The sequence below is a fragment of the Amycolatopsis sp. NPDC031561 genome (assembly GCF_055580625.1).
In genome coordinates this window covers 1-18,427 of sequence record NZ_JBVILA010000032.1, presented here as the reverse complement: position 1 = coordinate 18,427, position 18,427 = coordinate 1, and the positions used below count along the sequence as shown (strand labels likewise).

The 18,427-nt window shown below is 71.3% G+C and carries 3 protein-coding genes; all 3 read left to right on the top strand.

The genetic code is table 11. The annotated features are described in order from the left end of the window. Positions 1-116: 116 nt before the first annotated feature. Genes ACZ5IK_RS39725 through ACZ5IK_RS39715 form a run of 3 tightly spaced genes read left to right on the top strand, consistent with a single transcriptional unit; the run spans position 117 to position 18,128 of the window. A complete protein-coding gene (locus tag ACZ5IK_RS39725; protein WP_465492407.1) occupies positions 117-12,305 on the top strand; it encodes a non-ribosomal peptide synthetase in 12,189 nt (4,062 codons plus the stop codon). Positions 12,306-12,325: 20 nt separating this feature from the next. After that, entirely contained in the window at positions 12,326-17,905 is a 5,580-nt protein-coding gene (locus ACZ5IK_RS39720) for an amino acid adenylation domain-containing protein (RefSeq protein WP_465492406.1), read from the top strand. Between the two features lie 13 nt (positions 17,906-17,918). Next, positions 17,919-18,128, top strand: coding sequence for an MbtH family protein (locus ACZ5IK_RS39715; RefSeq protein WP_101612835.1), 210 nt, complete (start codon positions 17,919-17,921; stop codon positions 18,126-18,128). Positions 18,129-18,427: the final 299 nt, after the last annotated feature.

Genomic DNA, 18,427 nt, shown 5'->3' with positions numbered 1-18,427 from the left:
GGGGACATGCCGCATTCGACGTCGGCTCCTCGACTTGGACCGGGACGGGATCGAGGAATTCGAGGCTTGGTTCGACGACGAACTTCAAGCCCCTTCGCTGATCGAGGGAGAAATTGATGGCTCAGTCGCGGATCGAGGACATCTGGCCGCTGTCGCCGTTGCAGGCAGGGCTGGTCTTCCACGCGGTCTACGACGGTGAAGGGCTCGACGTCTACATTGGACATTGGATCCTGGAGCTGGACGGACCGGTGGACGCGGCCAGGCTGCGCGCGGCCTGGGAGGCGCTGCTCACGAGGCACGCCTCGCTCCGGGCTTGTTTCCGGCAGCGCAAATCGGGTGAGACGGTGCAGATCATCGCCAGGCAGGTGGAACTGCCGTGGCGCGAGGTCGATCTTTCGCACCTCGAAGACCCTGATGCCTCCGGCGAGGCCGTGCGGGAGCTGGCCGAAGAGGACCGGACCAAGCGCTTCGATCTCGCGACGGCGCCGTTGCTGCGTCTCACCTTGATCCGTCTCGGCGACGACAGCCACCGCCTGGTGGTGACCTGCCATCACGCGATCATGGACGCCTGGTCGCTGCCCATCGTGTTCGACGAGCTCGCGGCGCTGTACGCGGCCGACGGTGGTCCGCTGGAACTGCCGGAAGTGACGTCGTACCGGGAATACCTCGCTTGGCTCGGTCGTCAGGACAAGGACAGGGCGCTTTCGGCCTGGGCGGCGGAACTGGGCGACGTCGAGGAGCAGACGCTGGTGGCGCCCGCGGATCCGGGACGAGCGCCCGGAATCCCCGAGAGCGTCACGGTCGAGCTGCCGGAAGGCCTCACCCGCTCACTGGAGGAGCTGGCCCGCGGGAACGGGCTGACGCTGAACACGGTGGTGCAGGGCGCGTGGGCGCTGGTGCTGGCGCAGCTGGCAGGCCGGACGGACGTCGTGTTCGGCGCGGTCGTCTCGGCCCGCCCGCCGGATCTCCCCGGCGTGGAAGGAATGGTGGGGCTGTTCCTCAACACCGTTCCGGTGCGGGTGCGGCTGCGCGGTTCGGCGCCGGTCGTCGAACTGCTGGCCCAGCTGCAGCGACGGCAGTCCGCGCTCATCCCCGACCAGTTCGTCGGGCTGGCGGACATCCAGCAGGCGGCCGGGCCCGGCGCGGTCTTCGACACCATGATCGTCTTCGAGAACTTCCCCCGCGAGCTCGGCGTATCGGACTCGCCCGAAGCTTTCGCCATCCGCGTGAACCAGGGCCAGGAAGCCGCCCACTATCCGCTGACGCTGGTCGCCGTCCCGGGCGAGTCGATGCTCGTCAAACTCGACTATCTGACGGATCTCTTCGATCAGGACACCGCGCTCGCCATCGTCGAGCGGTTCACGGGGGTGCTGCGTCAGCTGACGCGGGCGGGCGACCTCACGGTGGCCGACGTCGAGGTGACGAACGCGGCCGAGCGCGAGGTCGTCGGCCGCTGGGGAGAGGCGCCCGGTGCGAAACCGGACAGGCTGGCCCTGGAACTCTTCGGCCACCAGGTCGAGCGCCGTCCCGAAGAGACGGCCGTCGTCGACGGCGACCGGACGCTGTCGTACGGGGAATTGGCCGAGCGCGCGGAGCGGCTCGCCGGTTACCTGAGCGGCAAGGGAGTCCGGCGCGGGGACCGGGTCGCCGTGGTGATGGACCGGTCGCCCGAGCTGATCGCGACGCTGCTCGCGGTGTGGAAGGCGGGAGCGGCCTACATCCCGGTCGATCCGGCGTATCCGGCGGAACGCGTGAAGTTCATGCTGGCGGACGCGGAGCCGTCGGCGGTGGTGTGCACGGAGGCGCACCGGGACTCGGTGCTGGACGGCGGGCTCGAGCCGATCGTCGTCGACGAGCCGGAGACTCGGCGAGCCGTGGCGGAATACGCCCGCCTGTCGACCGGTGCGACCGCCGATGACGTCGCCTACGTGATGTACACGTCGGGCTCGACGGGGATGCCGAAGGGCGTCGCGGTGTCACACGGCAACGTCGCGGCACTGGTCGGTGAGCCGGGCTGGGGCGTGGGTCCCGGCGACGCGGTGCTGATGCACGCCTCGCACGCGTTCGACATCTCCCTGTTCGAAATGTGGGTGCCGCTGCTTTCGGGCGCCCGGGTGGTGCTCGCCGGATCGGGCGTTGTCGACGGCGAAGCGCTGGCCGCTTACGTGGCGGCCGGGGTCACGGCCGCCCACCTGACCGCCGGCAGCTTCCGGGTGCTGGCCGAGGAGTCGCCGGAATCGGTCGCCGGTCTGCGCGAGGTGCTGACCGGGGGTGACGCGGTGCCGCTCGCGGCGGTGGAGCGCGTGCGGCGGACCTGCCCGGACGTCCGGGTGCGGCATCTCTACGGCCCGACCGAGGCCACGCTGTGCGCGACGTGGTGGCTCCTCGAGCCCGGTGACGAGACGGGATCGGTGCTGCCGATCGGCCGTCCGCTCGCCGGGCGGCGCGTCCACGTCCTCGACGCGTTCCTGCGGCCCGTGCCGCCGGGACTGCCCGGTGAGCTGTACGTCGCCGGAGCCGGTGTGGCGCAAGGCTATCTGGGGCGTTCGGCGTTGACGGCCGAGCGGTTCGTCGCCGATCCGCAGCTGCCCGGCGAGCGGATGTACCGGACCGGGGACCTGGCGTACTGGACGGAGCGGGGCACGCTGGCGTTCGCCGGCCGGGCCGACGACCAGGTGAAGATCCGCGGGTACCGGGTGGAGCCCGGCGAGGTCGAGGTGGCCCTCGCCCGGCTGCCCGGGGTCGGTCAGGCCGTCGTGGTCGCCCGTGACGAGCAGCTGATCGGTTATGCGGTCGCCGAAGCGGGGCAGGCCCTCGACCCGGCGGTGCTGCGCGGACAGCTCGCCGAAACGCTGCCCGAGTTCATGATCCCGGCCGCGATGCTGGTGCTGGACGAGTTGCCGCTGACGGTCAACGGGAAGGTGGACCGCCAAGCGCTGCCCGAACCGGACTTCTCGTCGAAGTCGGCGGGCCGGGAGCCGGAGACCGAGGACGAGCGAGTCCTTTGTGGAGTGTTCGCCGAGGTGCTCGGGCTGGACCGGGTCGGGGTCGAGGACAGCTTCTTCGAGCTGGGTGGCGACTCGATCTCTTCGATGCAGGTGGCCGCCCGTGCGCGTCGCGAGGGGATCTCCCTGACGCCGCGGCTGGTGTTCGAGCACCGAACCCCCGGCAGGCTGGCGGCGCTGGCCGCGGAAGCACAGCCCGCCCAGGTGTCCACAGTGGACAGTGGTGTTGGCGAGATCCCGATGACGCCGGTGATGCTGGCCCTCGGTGAGAACGCGGTGCGCCCCGGTTTCGCGCAGGCGCGGGTGGTCGTCACCCCGGCGGGCTTCGATCAGGACACGCTGGTCACGGCCCTGCGAGCCGTGCTGGACGCGCACGACGTCCTGCGGGCACGGGTGGAGTCCGGTGGACGGCTGGTGGTGCCCGAGCGGGGCACGGTGGATGCGGCCGCCCTGGTGACGCGGGTCGAGGCCGGGGCGGGGAACCTCGACGAGATCGCCGAGCGCGAGGTCAGGACGGCGACGGGCACGCTGGACCCGGCGGCGGGGATCATGGTGCGGGCCGTCTGGGTCGACGCGGGGAACGCCGAGCCGGGCCGGTTGGCGCTGGTGGCGCATCACCTGGCCGTCGATGCGGTCTCGTGGGGAATCCTGCTGCCGGATCTGCGCACGGCCTACGACGAGGCGAGCTCGGGCGGGACCCCCGTCCTCGAAGCCGCGACGACGTCGTACCGGCAGTGGGCGCGGCGGCTGGCCGAGCAGGCGCTCAGCGAGCGCACCGTGGCCGAAACCGATCGGTGGGCCGCCCTCCTGGACGGCGCGGACACGGGATTCGAGCAGAGCACCGGGAAGTCGCACTCGTGGTCTTCGACGGTGTCCGGCACCGCGGCGAGCGGATTGCTGGCCAGGTTGCCGGGCGCCTTCCACTGCGGGATCCAAGACGTCCTGCTGGCGGGCCTCGCGGGTGCGGTGGCGCGGGTGCGGGGTACTGACACTGGGCTGCTCGTGGACGTCGAAGGTCACGGCCGCGAAGCCGCCGACGGCGAAGACCTGTTGCGCACCGTGGGCTGGTTCACCAGCGTTCACCCGGTCCGCTTCGACCTCGCCGACGTCGATCTCGACGCCGTGGCGGCGGGTGACGCGGCGGCCGGGCGGCTGCTGAAGGCCGCGAAGGAACAGATCCGCGCCGTCCCCGGGGACGGACTCGGCTACGGGCTGCTGCGCTACCTCAACCCCGACACCGGGGCGAGGCTGGCCGAGCTGCCGTCCGCGCCGATCGGCTTCAACTACCTCGGCCGGACCGGACTTTCCGTCAAGGACAGGGCGTGGCAGCAGGCGGGCGAAGGGCCGCTCGGCGGTGGCCCGGACATGATCCTCGCCCACCCCGTAGAGGTCGGCGCGGAAGTCCAGGACACGCCGGAAGGGCCCCGGCTCGCGCTCGCCATCGACGGCCAGGATCTCGACCCCGCGACGGTCGAACGCCTCGGCGAGGCCTGGCTGGAGATGCTGACCGGGCTCGCGGCCCTCGCCGAGGATCTCCGTGCGGGCGGGCACACCCCGTCCGACTTCGGCCTCGTCGAGGTCGCGCAGCGGGACGTGGCCGAGCTGGAGGCCGCGACGCCGGGGCTGACGGACATCTGGCCGCTTTCGCCGCTCCAGGAAGGAATGCTCTTCGAACGGGCGGTCGCCGAGGACGACGTCGACGTCTACCAGAGCCAGCGGATCCTGGACCTCGACGGACCGCTCGACGCGGAGCGGCTGCGCACCGCGTGGAACCAGGTGGTCGCGCGGCACGAGTCGCTGCGGACGAGCTTCCACCAGCTGGGCTCCGGCGAAACGGTGCAGGTCGTCGCTGCCGAGGCCGCTATCCCTTGGCGCGTAGTGGATCTGTCGCGGCTCGACGAGACCGCGGCGGCCGAGGAGATCGAACGGCTGCTCGCGGAGGACCAGGCGAAGCGGTTCGACGTGACCGAGGCGCCGCTGCTCCGGCTGCTGCTGATCCGGCTCGGCGCGAACACGCACCGGCTCGTCCTGACGTCGCACCACGTTCTCCTCGACGGCTGGTCGACACCGCTCGTCCTCGGCGAGGTCTCGATCGCTTACGCCGGTGGACAAGGGCCGTCGAGGTCACCGTCCTATCGTGACTATCTGGCGTGGTTGAGCCGCCAGGACGAGCAGGCGACGCGGGAGGCGTGGCGGGCCGAACTCGCCGGTTCGGATGAACCGACCGTCGTCGACGCCGATGCCGACAAGGCGATGGTGGTGCCGGGTGAGCACGCCGAATGGCTGCCCGAAGAGGCGACGCGGAATCTCATCGGTTTCGCCCGTGGTCACGGCCTGACGCTGAGCACGATCGTGCAGGGCGCGTGGGCGCTGGTGCTGGCGCGGCTGGCGGGCCGGACGGACGTGGTGTTCGGGACGGTGACGTCGGGGCGGCCCGCCGAGGTGCCGGACGTCGAGCAGATGGTGGGGATGTTCATCAACACCATCCCGGTCCGGGTCCGCCTCGACGGCGGCCTGCCGGTGCTGGAGATGCTCCAAGACCTGCAGGCACGCCAGTCGGCGTTGACCGAACACCAGTACTTGGGGCTGTCGCAGGTCCAGAAGGCGACCGGCGCGGGCGCGGTCTTCGACACCATCGTGATGATCGAGAACTACCCGCACGACGCCGCCGGTCTCGGCGACGACGACGGCGGCGTTTCGATCAGCTCGGTCCGCACGCGGACCGGCACCAGCTATCCGCTGGCCATGAGCGTTTCGCCGGGGAAGACCCTGCAGATCCGCGTGGCCTACCGGCCCGATCGGATCGGCGGGGAAACGGCCGCCGAGATCGCCAGGCAGGTCGTGCGTGTCCTGGAACTGGTGGTGTCGGAGGCTTCGCGGCCCCTCGGCACGCTGGCCGTCACGAGCGAACCGGCGCGCGCGTCGGTGGTGGAGCTCTGGAACTCGACCGGTGAAGCGGTGAGCGGGACGACCGTGCCGGAGCTGTTCCGGCGGCAGGCGCGGAAGTCGCCGGACGCGGTCGCGGTCGTCGACGGGGAACGCACCCTGTCCTATGCGGAACTCGACCGGGAATCGGACCGGCTGGCCGGACATCTCGCCGGGATCGGCGTGCGGCGCGGTGACCGGGTCGGCGTGGTGATGGAGCGCGGCGCGGAACTGCTCGTGGCGCTCCTCGCGGTCTGGAAGGCGGGAGCCGCGCAGGTACCTGTGAACGTGGACTACCCCGCGGAACGGATCGAACGGATGCTGGCCGATTCCGGCGCGGCGGTGGCGCTCTGCGTGGGTGCGAGCCGCGGCGCGGTGCCGGACGGCGTCGAGCCGGTGGTCATGGACGCGCCGGAGGTCGCGGGAACCTCTTACGAGGCAACGGTTTTCACGGCCGGAGCGCGCGACGTGGCCTACGTGATGTACACGTCGGGATCGACCGGCGTGCCCAAGGGGGTCGCGGTGCCGCACGGCAGCGTGGCGGCCCTGGCGGGCGACCCCGGCTGGTCGCAGGGTCCCGGCGATTGCGTGCTGCTGCACGCTTCGCACGCGTTCGACGCGTCACTGGTCGAGATCTGGGTGCCGCTGGTGAGCGGGGCCCGCGTACTGGTCGCGGAACCGGGCGCGGTCGACGCGCAGCGGGTGCGGGAAGCGATCGAACGCGGCGTGACCACCATCCACCTGACGGCCGGGACCTTCCGGGTGGTGGCCGAGGAAGCACCGGAGTCCTTCACCGGCTTGCGGGAGATCCTGACCGGCGGGGACGCGGTGCCGCTCGCCTCCGTCGCCCGGATGCGGCGGGCCTGCCCGGACGTCCGGTTCCGGCAGCTTTACGGCCCCACCGAGATCACCTTGTGCGCCACGTGGCTCGTCCTCGAGCCCGGGGCCGAAACGGGGAGCACCCTGCCGATCGGCGGGCCGCTGGCCGGCAGGCAGGCGTACGTGCTCGACGCGTTCCTCCAGCCGGTGGCCCCGAACGTGACCGGTGAGCTGTACCTCGCCGGTGCCGGTCTGGCGCACGGTTATCTGGGCGCCGCCGGTGCGACGGCGCAGCGATTCCTCGCGAACCCGTTCGCGGACGGCGAGAGGATGTACCGCACCGGAGACCTGGGCCGCTGGACCGAGCAAGGCGAGCTGCTGTTCGCCGGACGGGCCGACTCCCAGGTGAAGATCCGCGGTTACCGCGTCGAGCCGGGCGAGATCGAGGCCGTGCTGACCGAGGTGCCCGACGTCGCGCAGGCCGTCGTGGTCGCGCGGGAAGAGCGTCCCGGTGAGAAGCGGCTGATCGCCTACGTGACCGCGGAATCGGGACAGGCGCTGGAATCCGGCTCGGTCCGCGCGGTGCTCGCGGAGCGGCTGCCGGAGTTCATGGTGCCCGCGGTGGTGATGGTGCTCGACACCTTCCCGTTGACCCTCAACGGGAAGATCGACCGCGCGGCCTTGCCCGCTCCCGAATTCACCGGGAAGTCCACCGGTCGCGAGCCGCGTACCGAGGCCGAGCGGGTGCTGAGCGACCTGTTCGCCGAGATCCTCGGACTGGACCACGTCGGCGCCGACGACAGTTTCTTCGAGCTCGGCGGCGACTCGATCCTTTCGATGCGGTTGGCCGCCCGCGCCCGGCGCGAGGACTTCGTCTTCGGCGCGAAGCAGGTCTTCGAGCAGAAGACGCCCGCGGGCATCGCGGCGGTCGCGGAGCGCGGCGGTGAGATCGACGCCGTCCTCGACGACGGTGTCGGCGAAGTTCCGTGGACGCCGGTGGTGCGTGCTCTGCTCGAACGCGATCCCGGCGCGCTGACCCGGGGCGCCCTGGCGCAGTGGGTGACCGCGGGAGTGCCCGGCGACCTGTCGCTGGAGACGTTGACGGCCGGTCTGGGCGCGCTGATCGACACCCACGACCTGCTGCGGAGCCGGGTCGTCGAGACCGGGGGAGAGCCCCGGATGGTCGTGGCCGAGCGGGGAACGGTCGACGCGGCGACGCTGGTCGAGCGGGTCGAAGCCGGTGCCGGTGACCTGGACGAGGTCGCGGACCGCTGTGCCCACGAAGCGGCCGGACGGCTGGACCCCGCCGCGGGCGTGATGCTCCGGGCGGTGTGGGTGGACGCGGGACCCGGCCGTGTCGGGCGGCTCGTGGTGGCCGCGCATCACCTCGCTGTCGACGTCGTGTCCTGGCGTGTCCTGCTTCCGGATCTGCAGCTGGCCTGTGAAGCCGCGGCCGCGGGCCGGGAAACGGTGCTCGACCCGCCGCCCGTTTCGTTCCGGCGCTGGGCGCGGACGCTGGCCGATCAGGCGGCGATCCGGTCCGGCGAGTTGGAGACCTGGACCGGGATCCTCGACGGCGCGCAGGCGCGGGTGGGGGAGCTCGATCCCCGGCTCGACACCATCGCGACCTCGGGACGCCGGTCGTGGACCCTGCCGCGAGACCGCGCGAGCGTGCTCGCGGAGAAGGCCACTTCGGCCTTCCACTGCGGCGTGCACGAGGTCCTGCTGGCCACGCTGGCCGGCGCGGTGGTCCAGTGGCGCGGCGGAACCTCCGTCGTCGTGGACGTCGAAGGCCACGGCCGTCAGCCCCTCGACGAGATGGACCTTTCGCGGACGCTCGGCTGGTTCACCGATGTCCATCCGGTCCGGTTGGACACCGCCGGAGCCGACACGGCCGGTCACCTGCTCAAGCAGGTCAAGGAGAACGTGCGCGCGGTGCCCGACGGCGGGCTCGGCTACGGGATGCTGCGGTATCTCGACGCCGGGACGGGGAAGGCACTGGCGGCGCTGCCGTCGGCGGAGATCGGGTTCAACTACCTCGGCCGCTTCTCACCGCGGCCCGACGGTGACGCGGAGCCTTGGCAGCTGGCGGGGACCATCGGCGGTGTGGCGGAAGAAGATCTGCCGCTGCGGCACGTCGTCGAGATCGACGCGGTCGTGCTGGACACCGAGGACGGTCCCGAGTTCACCCTGACCGTGACCTGGGCCGGACGGCTGCTCGGCGAGACCGAGGCGGAATCGCTCGGGAAAGCCTGGCTCGACCAGCTGACCGGCCTCGCCGCCCACGTCGCCGAAGACGACACCGCCGGGGGACACACGCCCTCCGACTTCCCGCTCACCACGCTGACCCAGCGAGAGGTGGCGGAGGTCGAGGCCGTCGTCCCGGGCCTGCACGACATCTGGCCGCTCTCCCCGCTTCAGGAAGGCCTGCTGTTCCACGCCGTCGACGAGCGCGGACCGGACGTTTACGCCGGTATTCGCGACATCCTCCTCGACGGCCCGATGGACGCCGCGCGCTTCCGGGCGTCCTGGCAGACCCTTCTCGACCGGCACCCGGCCCTGCGGGCGAGTTTTCACCAGCTCGGGTCCGGCGTGGCCGTCCAGGCGGTCGCCCGCGACGTGGCGCTGCCCTGGGTGGAGACCGACCTGTCCCACCTGCCCGAGGACGAGGCGCTGATGGAATTCGAACGCCTCGCCGCGGAGTCGCACGCGGAGCGGTTCGACCTGACGAAGGCGCCGCTGCTGCACCTGCACCTCGTGCGTTTCGGCGACCGCGAGCACCGGATGATCCTCAGGTCGCATCACATCTCGGCCGACGGCTGGTCCCTGCCGGTCTTCCTCGTCGAGGTGATGACGGCGTACGAAACCGGCGGCGACGGCAGGACCCTGGCGGTCCCGACGTCCTACCGGGACTACCTCGCCTGGCTCGCCCGCCAGGACAAGGAAGCCGCCAGGGAGGCGTGGCGGACCGAGCTCGCGGGACTCGACGAGGCGACCCACGTCGTGTCCCCGGACGCGATCGCCGTGCCCATCGAGCCCGACCGCGTGCGCTTCGAACTCGACGACGCGCTGAGCCATCGCTTGGCGGAGTTCACCCGCGGGCACGGCGTGACGACGAATACGCTTTTCCAGGGAGTCTGGGCGTTGTTGCTGGCGCGGTTGACGGGGCGCGACGACGTCGTCTTCGGCACCACGGTGGCCGGGCGCCCGATCGACATCCCCGGCGTCGAGTCCGCGGTCGGCCTGTTCATGAACATGCTGCCGGTCCGCGCCCGGCTCACCGGCGACCGGCCGTTCCTCGACATGCTGACGGATCTGCAGGAACGCCAGGTCGCGTTGATGCCGCACCAGCACGTGGGGCTGACCGAGATCAACCAGCTCGCCGGTTCCGGCGCGGCCTTCGACACGATCGTGGTGTTCGAGAACTACCCGCCCCCGCCGCTCCCGTCCGACGATCCGGACGTCCTCGCCCTGCGTCCCGCGGGGATCCCGGACGACACCGGGCACTACCCGCTGTCGCTCCGCGCGTCCGAAGGCGGCGGCGTCCACGGCGAGGTCATCTACCGGCCGGACGTGTTCGACCGGACCCGGATCGACGGGTTCGTCGCGTCGATCATCCGGGCGCTGGAGCAGGTCGTGGCCGAGCCGCGGATCCCCGTGGGCCGGGTCGCGCTGATCGGCCCGGAGCAGCGCCGCCTGGTGGTGGACGACTGGAACCGGACCGAGGAACCGTTCGAAGCCGAGGCCCTGCCGGTGCTGTTCCGCAGGCAGGCCGGACGGTCGCCGGACGCGCCGGCGGTGGAGGACGCCGCCCGGCGCCTGTCGTTCGGTGAACTGCTCGGCGAGGTGGAATCGCTGGCACGGCTGCTCGTGGGGCTGGGTATCCGGCGCGAGACCCGGGTCGGTGTCGTCGTCGGCCGCTCGGCCGAACTGGCGGTGACGCTGATGGCGGTGTCCTTCGCCGGCGGGGCGTTCGTCCCGGTCGATCCGGACTACCCGCGTGAGCGGATCGAGCTGATGCTGGAGAGTTCGGCGCCCGAGGTCCTGGTGTGCACCAAGGCGACCCGCGCGGTCGTGCCGGAGAAGTTCGCGGGAACGGTGCTGGTGCTGGAAGACCTGCCCGCCGCCGATCCGGGCGTGGCACTGCCGCACGTGGCCGCGAGCGACGCGGCGTACGTGATCTACACGTCCGGTTCCACCGGGGTGCCCAAGGGCGTCATGGTCACTCATTCCGGCCTCGGCAACCTGGCGACGGCGCATATCGAGCGGATGGGCGTGACGTCCTCGTCGCGGGTACTCCAGTTGTCCGCCATCGGTTTCGACGCCATCGTCTCCGAGTTGTTCATGGCCCTGCTGGCGGGCGGGACGCTGGTGCTGCCCGACGCGGAGAGCATGCCGCCCCGGGTGACCCTGGGCGACGCGCTGCGCCGGTGGGGGATCACGCATCTGACCGTTTCGCCGAGTGTGCTGGCTGTCGAAGACGACCTGCCGGACACCCTGCGGACCGTGCTGACGGGCGGCGAAGTGCTGCCACCCGCGCTGGTGGACCGCTGGTCGCCGGGTCGCCGGATGATCAACGCCTACGGCCCGACCGAGACGACGATCTGCTCGACGATGAGCGCCCCGCTGTCGCCGGGACACGACGTGGTCCCGCTCGGCGGCCCGATCCGGAACGTGCGGCACTACGTGCTCGACGCGTTCCTGCAGCCGGTGCCGCCCGGGGTGGCGGGCGAGCTCTACATCGCGGGAGTCGGACTCGCCCGCGGCTACCTCGGGCGTCCGGGCCTGACGTCGGAACGGTTCGTCGCCGACCCGTTCTCGCCGGGCGAGCGCATGTACCGGTCCGGCGACCGGTTCCGCTGGGCCACCGACGGCCAGCTGATCTTCGTCGGCCGGGCGGACGCGCAGGTCAAGGTGCGCGGCTACCGGGTCGAACCCGCCGAGATCGAGGCCGTGCTGGCGGAGCATCCGGGGGTCGCCCAGGTGGTGGTCGCCGTCCACCGGGACGGGCCGGGTGACAAGCAGCTGGTGGCGTACGTCGTGCCGTCGGCGGACGCTCCCGCGGAGCTGACGTCCGTGCTGCGTGAACTGGCGGCCGAAAGCCTGCCGGAATACATGATGCCCGCGGCGTTCGTCGCGCTGGACCGGATGCCGCTCACCCCGAACGGCAAGCTCGACCACCGGGCACTCCTCGCGCCCGATTTCTCCGGGATGACTTCCGGGCGGAATCCGCGCACCGCGATGGAGTCGAAGCTGTGCGAGCTGTTCGCGGAGGTGCTCGGCCTCGACCGAGTGGGCGCCGACGACAGCTTCTTCGAACTCGGCGGCGACTCGATCATCTCGATGCAGCTGTCGGCGCGGGCCCGCCGGGAGGGGCTGGAACTGAGCCCGTGGCAGGTGTTCGAAGAAAAGACACCGGAACGGCTGGCGACGCTCGTCAAGGAGATCCCCGCCGAAGACGAAACCACTCCGGAGCCGGAGCCCGCGGGGGGCGCGCTCGTCGCGCTTTCCCTTGACCAGTTGGAACAACTCGAAGCCGGGTTGGCCGGCGAATGACCCGCTTTAAGGAGCAGATCGTGACCGTTGACGACACCCGCGCGAAGCCGCGTTCCAGCGTGGAGGACGTCTGGCCTCTTTCCCCGCTGCAGGAGGGAATGCTCTATCACACCGCCCTCGACGACGACGGTCCTGACACCTACACCGTGCAGACCGTCTACGGCATCGACGGCCCGCTGGACGCCGCCCTGCTGAGGGCGACGTGGCAGGCTCTCGTGAACCGGCACGCCGCGCTGCGGGCCTGTTTCCGTTACGTCAGCGGCGCGCAGATGGTGCAGGTCATCACGCGGGACGCCGAAATCCCTTGGCGGGAAACGGATCTCTCCGGGCTGCCGGACGAAATCCTCGAGAGCGAGGTGGACCGGCTCGCCGGGGACGAGCTGGCCGAGCGTCTCCGCATCGAGGTGGCGCCGCTGATGAAGCTGCACCTCATCCGGCTCGGCCCGGACCGCCACCGGCTCGTGCACACGCTCCACCACGTGCTGACCGACGGCTGGTCGATGCCGATCATCCATCGCGAGCTCGCCGCGATCTACGCGGCGGGCGGCGACGCCTCCGGGCTGCCGCCCACAGTGTCCTATCGGGACTATCTCGCCTGGCTCGGCAAGCAGGACAAGGAAGTGGCCAGGGCCGCCTGGCGGGAAGAGTTCACCGGGCTGGACACGCCGACCGCGGTCGCCCCGGCCGATCCGTCCCGGGTGCCCGACATCGACACGGCGGTGGTCGAGCTGTCCACCGAGGTGACGGACGGGCTGGCCAAACTGGCGCGCGGCCACGACCTCACCCTCAACACCGTCGTGCAGGGCGCGTGGGCCGTCGTGCTGTCGCAGCTCGCCGGCCGGACCGAGGTCGTCTTCGGTGCGACCGCCTCCGGGCGTCCCGCCGAGCTGGCGGGCGTGGAGTCGATGGTCGGCCAGCTGCTCAACACGCTGCCGGTGCGAGTCCGGCTCGACGGCGCGCGGCGGGCCGTCGACCTGTTCGCCGAACTGCAGCGCGACCAGTCGGCCCTCATGGCCCACCAGCATCTCGGCCTGCAGGACGTGCAGGCCGTCGTCGGCCCCGGCGCTGTCTTCGACACGCTCGTCATCTACGAAAACTTCCCCCGCAAGGGTCTCGGCCAGGAGCACGGCGGCCTGACCCTGCGCCCGGTCAAACGCGGCCGCAACTCCTCGCACTATCCGTTCACCCTGGTCACCGGCCCGGGTGAGCAGATGCCGCTCATCCTCGACTACGACCGGGGTCTCTTCGACCGGACAGTGGGCGAATCGGTCGTGGGCGCGCTGGCCCGCGTCCTGGAGCGCCTGGTCGCCGAACCCGAGGTCCTCGTCGGCCGCCTGACGCTGCTGAGCGAGGCCGAGCGCGCCCTGGTGGTGGACGACTTCAACGCGACCGCGGGCCCGGTGCCGGGTGACTCGGTGGTCGAGCTGTTCGCGCGGCGGGTGGCCGAAACGCCGGACGCGGTGGCGATCACCGACGCGGCCGGAGCGGACCTCACCTACGCCGAGGTCGATCAGGCGTCGAACCGGCTGGCCGGACATCTCGCCGGTCGCGGCGTCACCCGCGGCGACCGCGTCGGGGTGGCCATGGAGCGGTCCCCGGATCTGCTGATCGCGTTCCTGGCGATCTGGAAGGCGGGCGCGGCTTACGTCCCGGTCGACGTCGAGTACCCGGCCGAGCGGATCGCGTTCCTGCTCGACGATTCCGAGGTCTCGGTCGTCCTGTGCACCGAGGCCACCAGCGGAGTCGTGCCCGACGGCGCGATCGTCCTCGACGCGCCGGAGACGCGCGCCGCCGTCGCCGCCAATGCCGCGACGGCGCCGTCGGACCGGCCGTCCGCGGACGACCTGGCGTACGTCATGTACACCTCGGGATCCACCGGACTTCCCAAGGGCGTGGGGATCCCGCACGGTGCGGTGGCGGGCCTCGCGGGCGACTCGGGCTGGCAGATCGGCCCTGGCGACGGCGTGCTGATGCACGCGACGCACGTCTTCGACCCTTCGCTCTACGCGATGTGGGTGCCGCTCGCCACGGGCGCCCGGGTCCTGCTCACCGAGCCGGGCGTGCTGGACGCGGCCGGGGTGCGGCAGGCCGTCGCCCGGGGCGCGAACTTCGTCCACCTCACCGCCGGCACCTTCCGCGCCCTGGCGGAAACGTCCCCGGAGTGTTTCGAGGGCCTGGTCGAGATCGGCACCGGCGGGGACGTGGTCCCCGCGCAGTCCGTGGAGAACCTGCGGCGGGCCCAGCCCGGCCTGCGGGTGCGGAACACCTACGGACCGACCGAGACCACCCTGTGCGCGACGTGGCTCCCGATCGAGCCCGGCGACGTGGTCGATCGCGAACTGCCGATCGGTCACCCGATGACGAACCGCAGGATCTACATCCTCGACGCGTTCCTGCGCCCGGTCGCGCCGGGAGTGGCGGGCGAGCTGTACATCGCGGGCACGGGGCTGGCCCGCGGGTACCTCGGCAGCCCGGACCTGACGGCCGGGCGGTTCGTGGCCTGCCCGTTCCTGCCCGGCGAACGCATGTACCGCACCGGCGACCTGGCCCGCTGGACCCGAGACGGCGAGGTCGTGTTCCTCGAACGCGCCGATGACCAGGTGAAGATCCGCGGCTACCGGGTCGAGCTGGGCGAGGTGGAATCCGTGCTGGCCGTCCAGCCGGGAGTGGTCGAAGCGGTCGTCATGGCCCGTGAAGACCAGCCGGGCGAGAAGCGCCTGGTGGGGTACTTCGTCTCCGACGGCAGTGACGCGGGACCGGAGGAGATCCGGCGTCAGCTGGGCCTGGTCCTGCCCGCGTACATGGTCCCCATGGCGGTCGTCGCCCTGCCCGGGCTGCCGGTCACGCCCAACGGCAAGGTGGACCGCCGGGCCCTGCCCGCCCCGGATCTCGCGGGACGCGCGTCGGAGAAGGCGCCCGAAAGCGAGTCCGAGAAGGTCCTCTGCGAGCTGTTCTCCGAGATCCTCGGTGTCGACCACGTGGGTGTCGACGACGCCTTCCACGACCTCGGCGGCAGTTCGGCGCTGGCCATGCGGCTCATCGCGCGGATCCGCGAGGTGATCGGCGTGGACCTGCCCATCCGGCAGCTGTTCTCCTCGCCGACGCCCGCCGGTGTCGCCAGGGCGCTCGCGGCGAAGTCGCGTCCCGCGCTGGAGGCCGTCGAACGGCCGGAGCGGGTGCCGCTCACGGCCCGGCAGCTCCGTGCCTGGCTGCTGGCCAGTCCCGGGGAGGAGACCGCCGGTCTGCAGGTCGCGGTCGCGCTGCGGCTGCGCGGCAGGCTCGACGTGGCCGCGCTGGCGGCCGCGCTCGGCGACGTCGCCGCCCGGCACGAAGTCCTCCGCACGACCTTCCCTGGCGACGCGCAGAGCGTTCACCAGCAGGTCCACGAGGCCTCCGCGATCGAGCTGACCCCGGTCCCGGTCACCGAGGACGAGCTGCCCGCGCTTCTCGCCGAGCGGCGCGAGTCCGGCTTCGACCTCACCCGTGAGGTGCCGTGGCGGTGCGACCTTTTCGCGCTCTCGGAAAAGGAACACATCCTGCAGCTGCGGGTGCACCGGATCCTCACCGACGACGACTCGCTGGACGTGTTCTTCCGTGACCTGGCGGCCGCGTACGGCGCCCGGCGCTCGGGCCGCGTCCCGGAGCGTGCACCGCTGGCCCTGCAGTTCGCCGACTACGCGCTCTGGGAGCAGCGCCTTCTCGACGACGGGCGGGAGCAGGGCAGCCTGATCGACGAGCAGGTCGTCTTCTGGCGGGACACCCTGACCGGCATCGACGGCGAGACGGTGCTCCCGTTCGACCGGCCCCGGCCCGCCGTCCCGTCGCGCAAGGCCGGCACGGTCGCGCTGCGGCTGGACGCCGCTCCGTACAACCGGTTGACCGAAGCGGTGGAACGGCTCGGCGCGGAGACGATCCAGGTCGTGCACGCCGCGCTCGCCGTGCTGCTGGCCAAGTTCGGGGCCGGCGATGATCTCGTGATCGGCACGACGCTGCCTCGGGACGAGGATCTCATCGACCTCGAGCCGATGATCGGCCCGTTCGCGCGGCCGTTCGCCCTGCGGACGGATCTCTCGGGTGACCCGACCTTCCTGGAGGTCGTCACCCGGGTGCAGGAGGCGGTCCGCGGTGCGCGTCCGCATCTGGACCTTCCCTTCGAGCGGATCGTCGAGCTGCTGGACCTGCCCGCCTCGCTCTCGCGTCACCCCGTGTTCCAGGTGGGACTCGAGGTGAACGAGGAGGACATCGGCGCGTGGGACGCGGCGGAACTGCCCGCTCTGCGCACCAGCGCCGAGCCGGGCGGGGTCGAGGCCATCGAGCTGGATCTCGCGTTCACGCTCACCGAGCGCCTCGACGAGGACGACAACGAGGACGGCCTCGCAGGCACCCTTCGTTACGCCGCTGACCTGTTCGACGAAGCCACGGCGGAATCGGTGGCACGGCGGCTGATCCGGGTCCTGGAACAGGTGGCCGAGGATCCCCAGCGGCGGATCAGCGACCTGGACCTCTTCCTCGACGACGCCGAACGCGGCCGTCCGGCCATCGCGCCCGCGCGCTGGTCCGGCGATGTGCCTTCGGTGGTCGCCGCGCTGGCCGAGGACGGTCCGCTCGGCGCGCTCGTGCTCGACGACGCGCGGCGTCCCGTCGCTCCGGGAGCCGTCGGCGATCTGTACGTCACCGGCCCGGCGGTCGACGCGGGCAAGGCAGGACGGCCGAGCGAACCCTGCCCGTTCGGGGACGCGGGGCACCGGATGCTGAACACCGGCCTGCTCGCCCGCAAGACCGCGGCCAAGACCCTGATCGTGGTGGGCGAGCGGCGGCGATCGAGCACCGCGGTGAAGACGGGTGACTACGAGATCCTGTTGCCGCTGCAAGCCGGTGGCGACCGCCCGCCGCTGTTCTGCGTCCACGCGAGTGGTGGCCTGAGCTGGAACTACGGGCCGCTGCTGCGGCATCTTCCCGCGAACCAGCCGGTTTACGGGGTGCAGGCACGTGGTCTGGCCCGTACGGAACGGCTTCCCGAGAGCGTCGAGGAGATGGCGGCCGATTACCTGGCGCACATCCGCGCCGTGCAGCCGACCGGGCCGTATCACCTCCTCGGCTGGTCACTCGGCGGACGGATCGCGCAGGCGATGGCCGCGCTGCTCGAGGCGGACGGGGAAGAGGTCGGCCTGCTGGCCCTGCTCGACGCCTACCCCGTCTACATGGGACGGAACGCGACCGGCACGGTGACCGAAGAAGCCTCGCGCGACGAAGACGGGCTGCAGAAGCGGAAGCAGCAGGATCTGGAACTCGCGGGCGGAATGGTCCAGGGACCCGGTGCCAAGGAACGGCTGGAAGCCGTGATGCGCAACCTCTGGAAGGTCGGGCCGCAGCACACCGCGACGCCGTTCCAGGGCGACATCCTGCTGTTCGTCGCTTCCGAGGACCGGCCGGCCCATCTGCCCGTTTCCGAGGCGATCGCCGGCTGGAAGGACTTCACCAGCGGGGCCATCGAACCCCACGAGATCCCGACCAACCATTACGACATGGTGCAACCCGCGGCGCTGGTCCAGATTGGGTCCATCGTCGCCGAGAAGCTCCGGCCGCGGCCGGGTGCGTGAAAGGACACAAACCATGACCAACCCCTTCGACAACGAAGACGGTTCCTTCTTGGTGCTCGTCAACGACGAAGGCCAGCACTCCCTCTGGCCGACCTTCGCCGAGGTGCCCGCCGGCTGGACCCGCGTGCACGGCGAGGCCTCGCGCCAGGAATGCCTGGCCTACGTGGAGGAGAACTGGACCGACCTCCGGCCGAAGAGCCTGATCGCGGAAGTCAACGGCTGAGCTGAAGTGTCCAGCCGCTCAAGGCGGACGGTTGGACGCGTTCGGCGCCCGCTTGCGCCGATGACGCGAAAGCCACTTTCGCAACCTTCACCGTTGTGAAGGTGGCTTTCGCAACGCGCCGCCTTGCCCACCCTGGCAGACCGTCCTCGCCGCTCCCGAGCTTCCGGCGACCGTGTCGCGAAAGCCACTTTCGGGACATCCGACGTCCCGAAAGATGCTCCTATTGATGTCAAGGGGTGTGGTTGAGGTTGGTGAGGTCTGTGATGAGTGCTTGGTGGATTTCGCGGGCTATGTAGCGT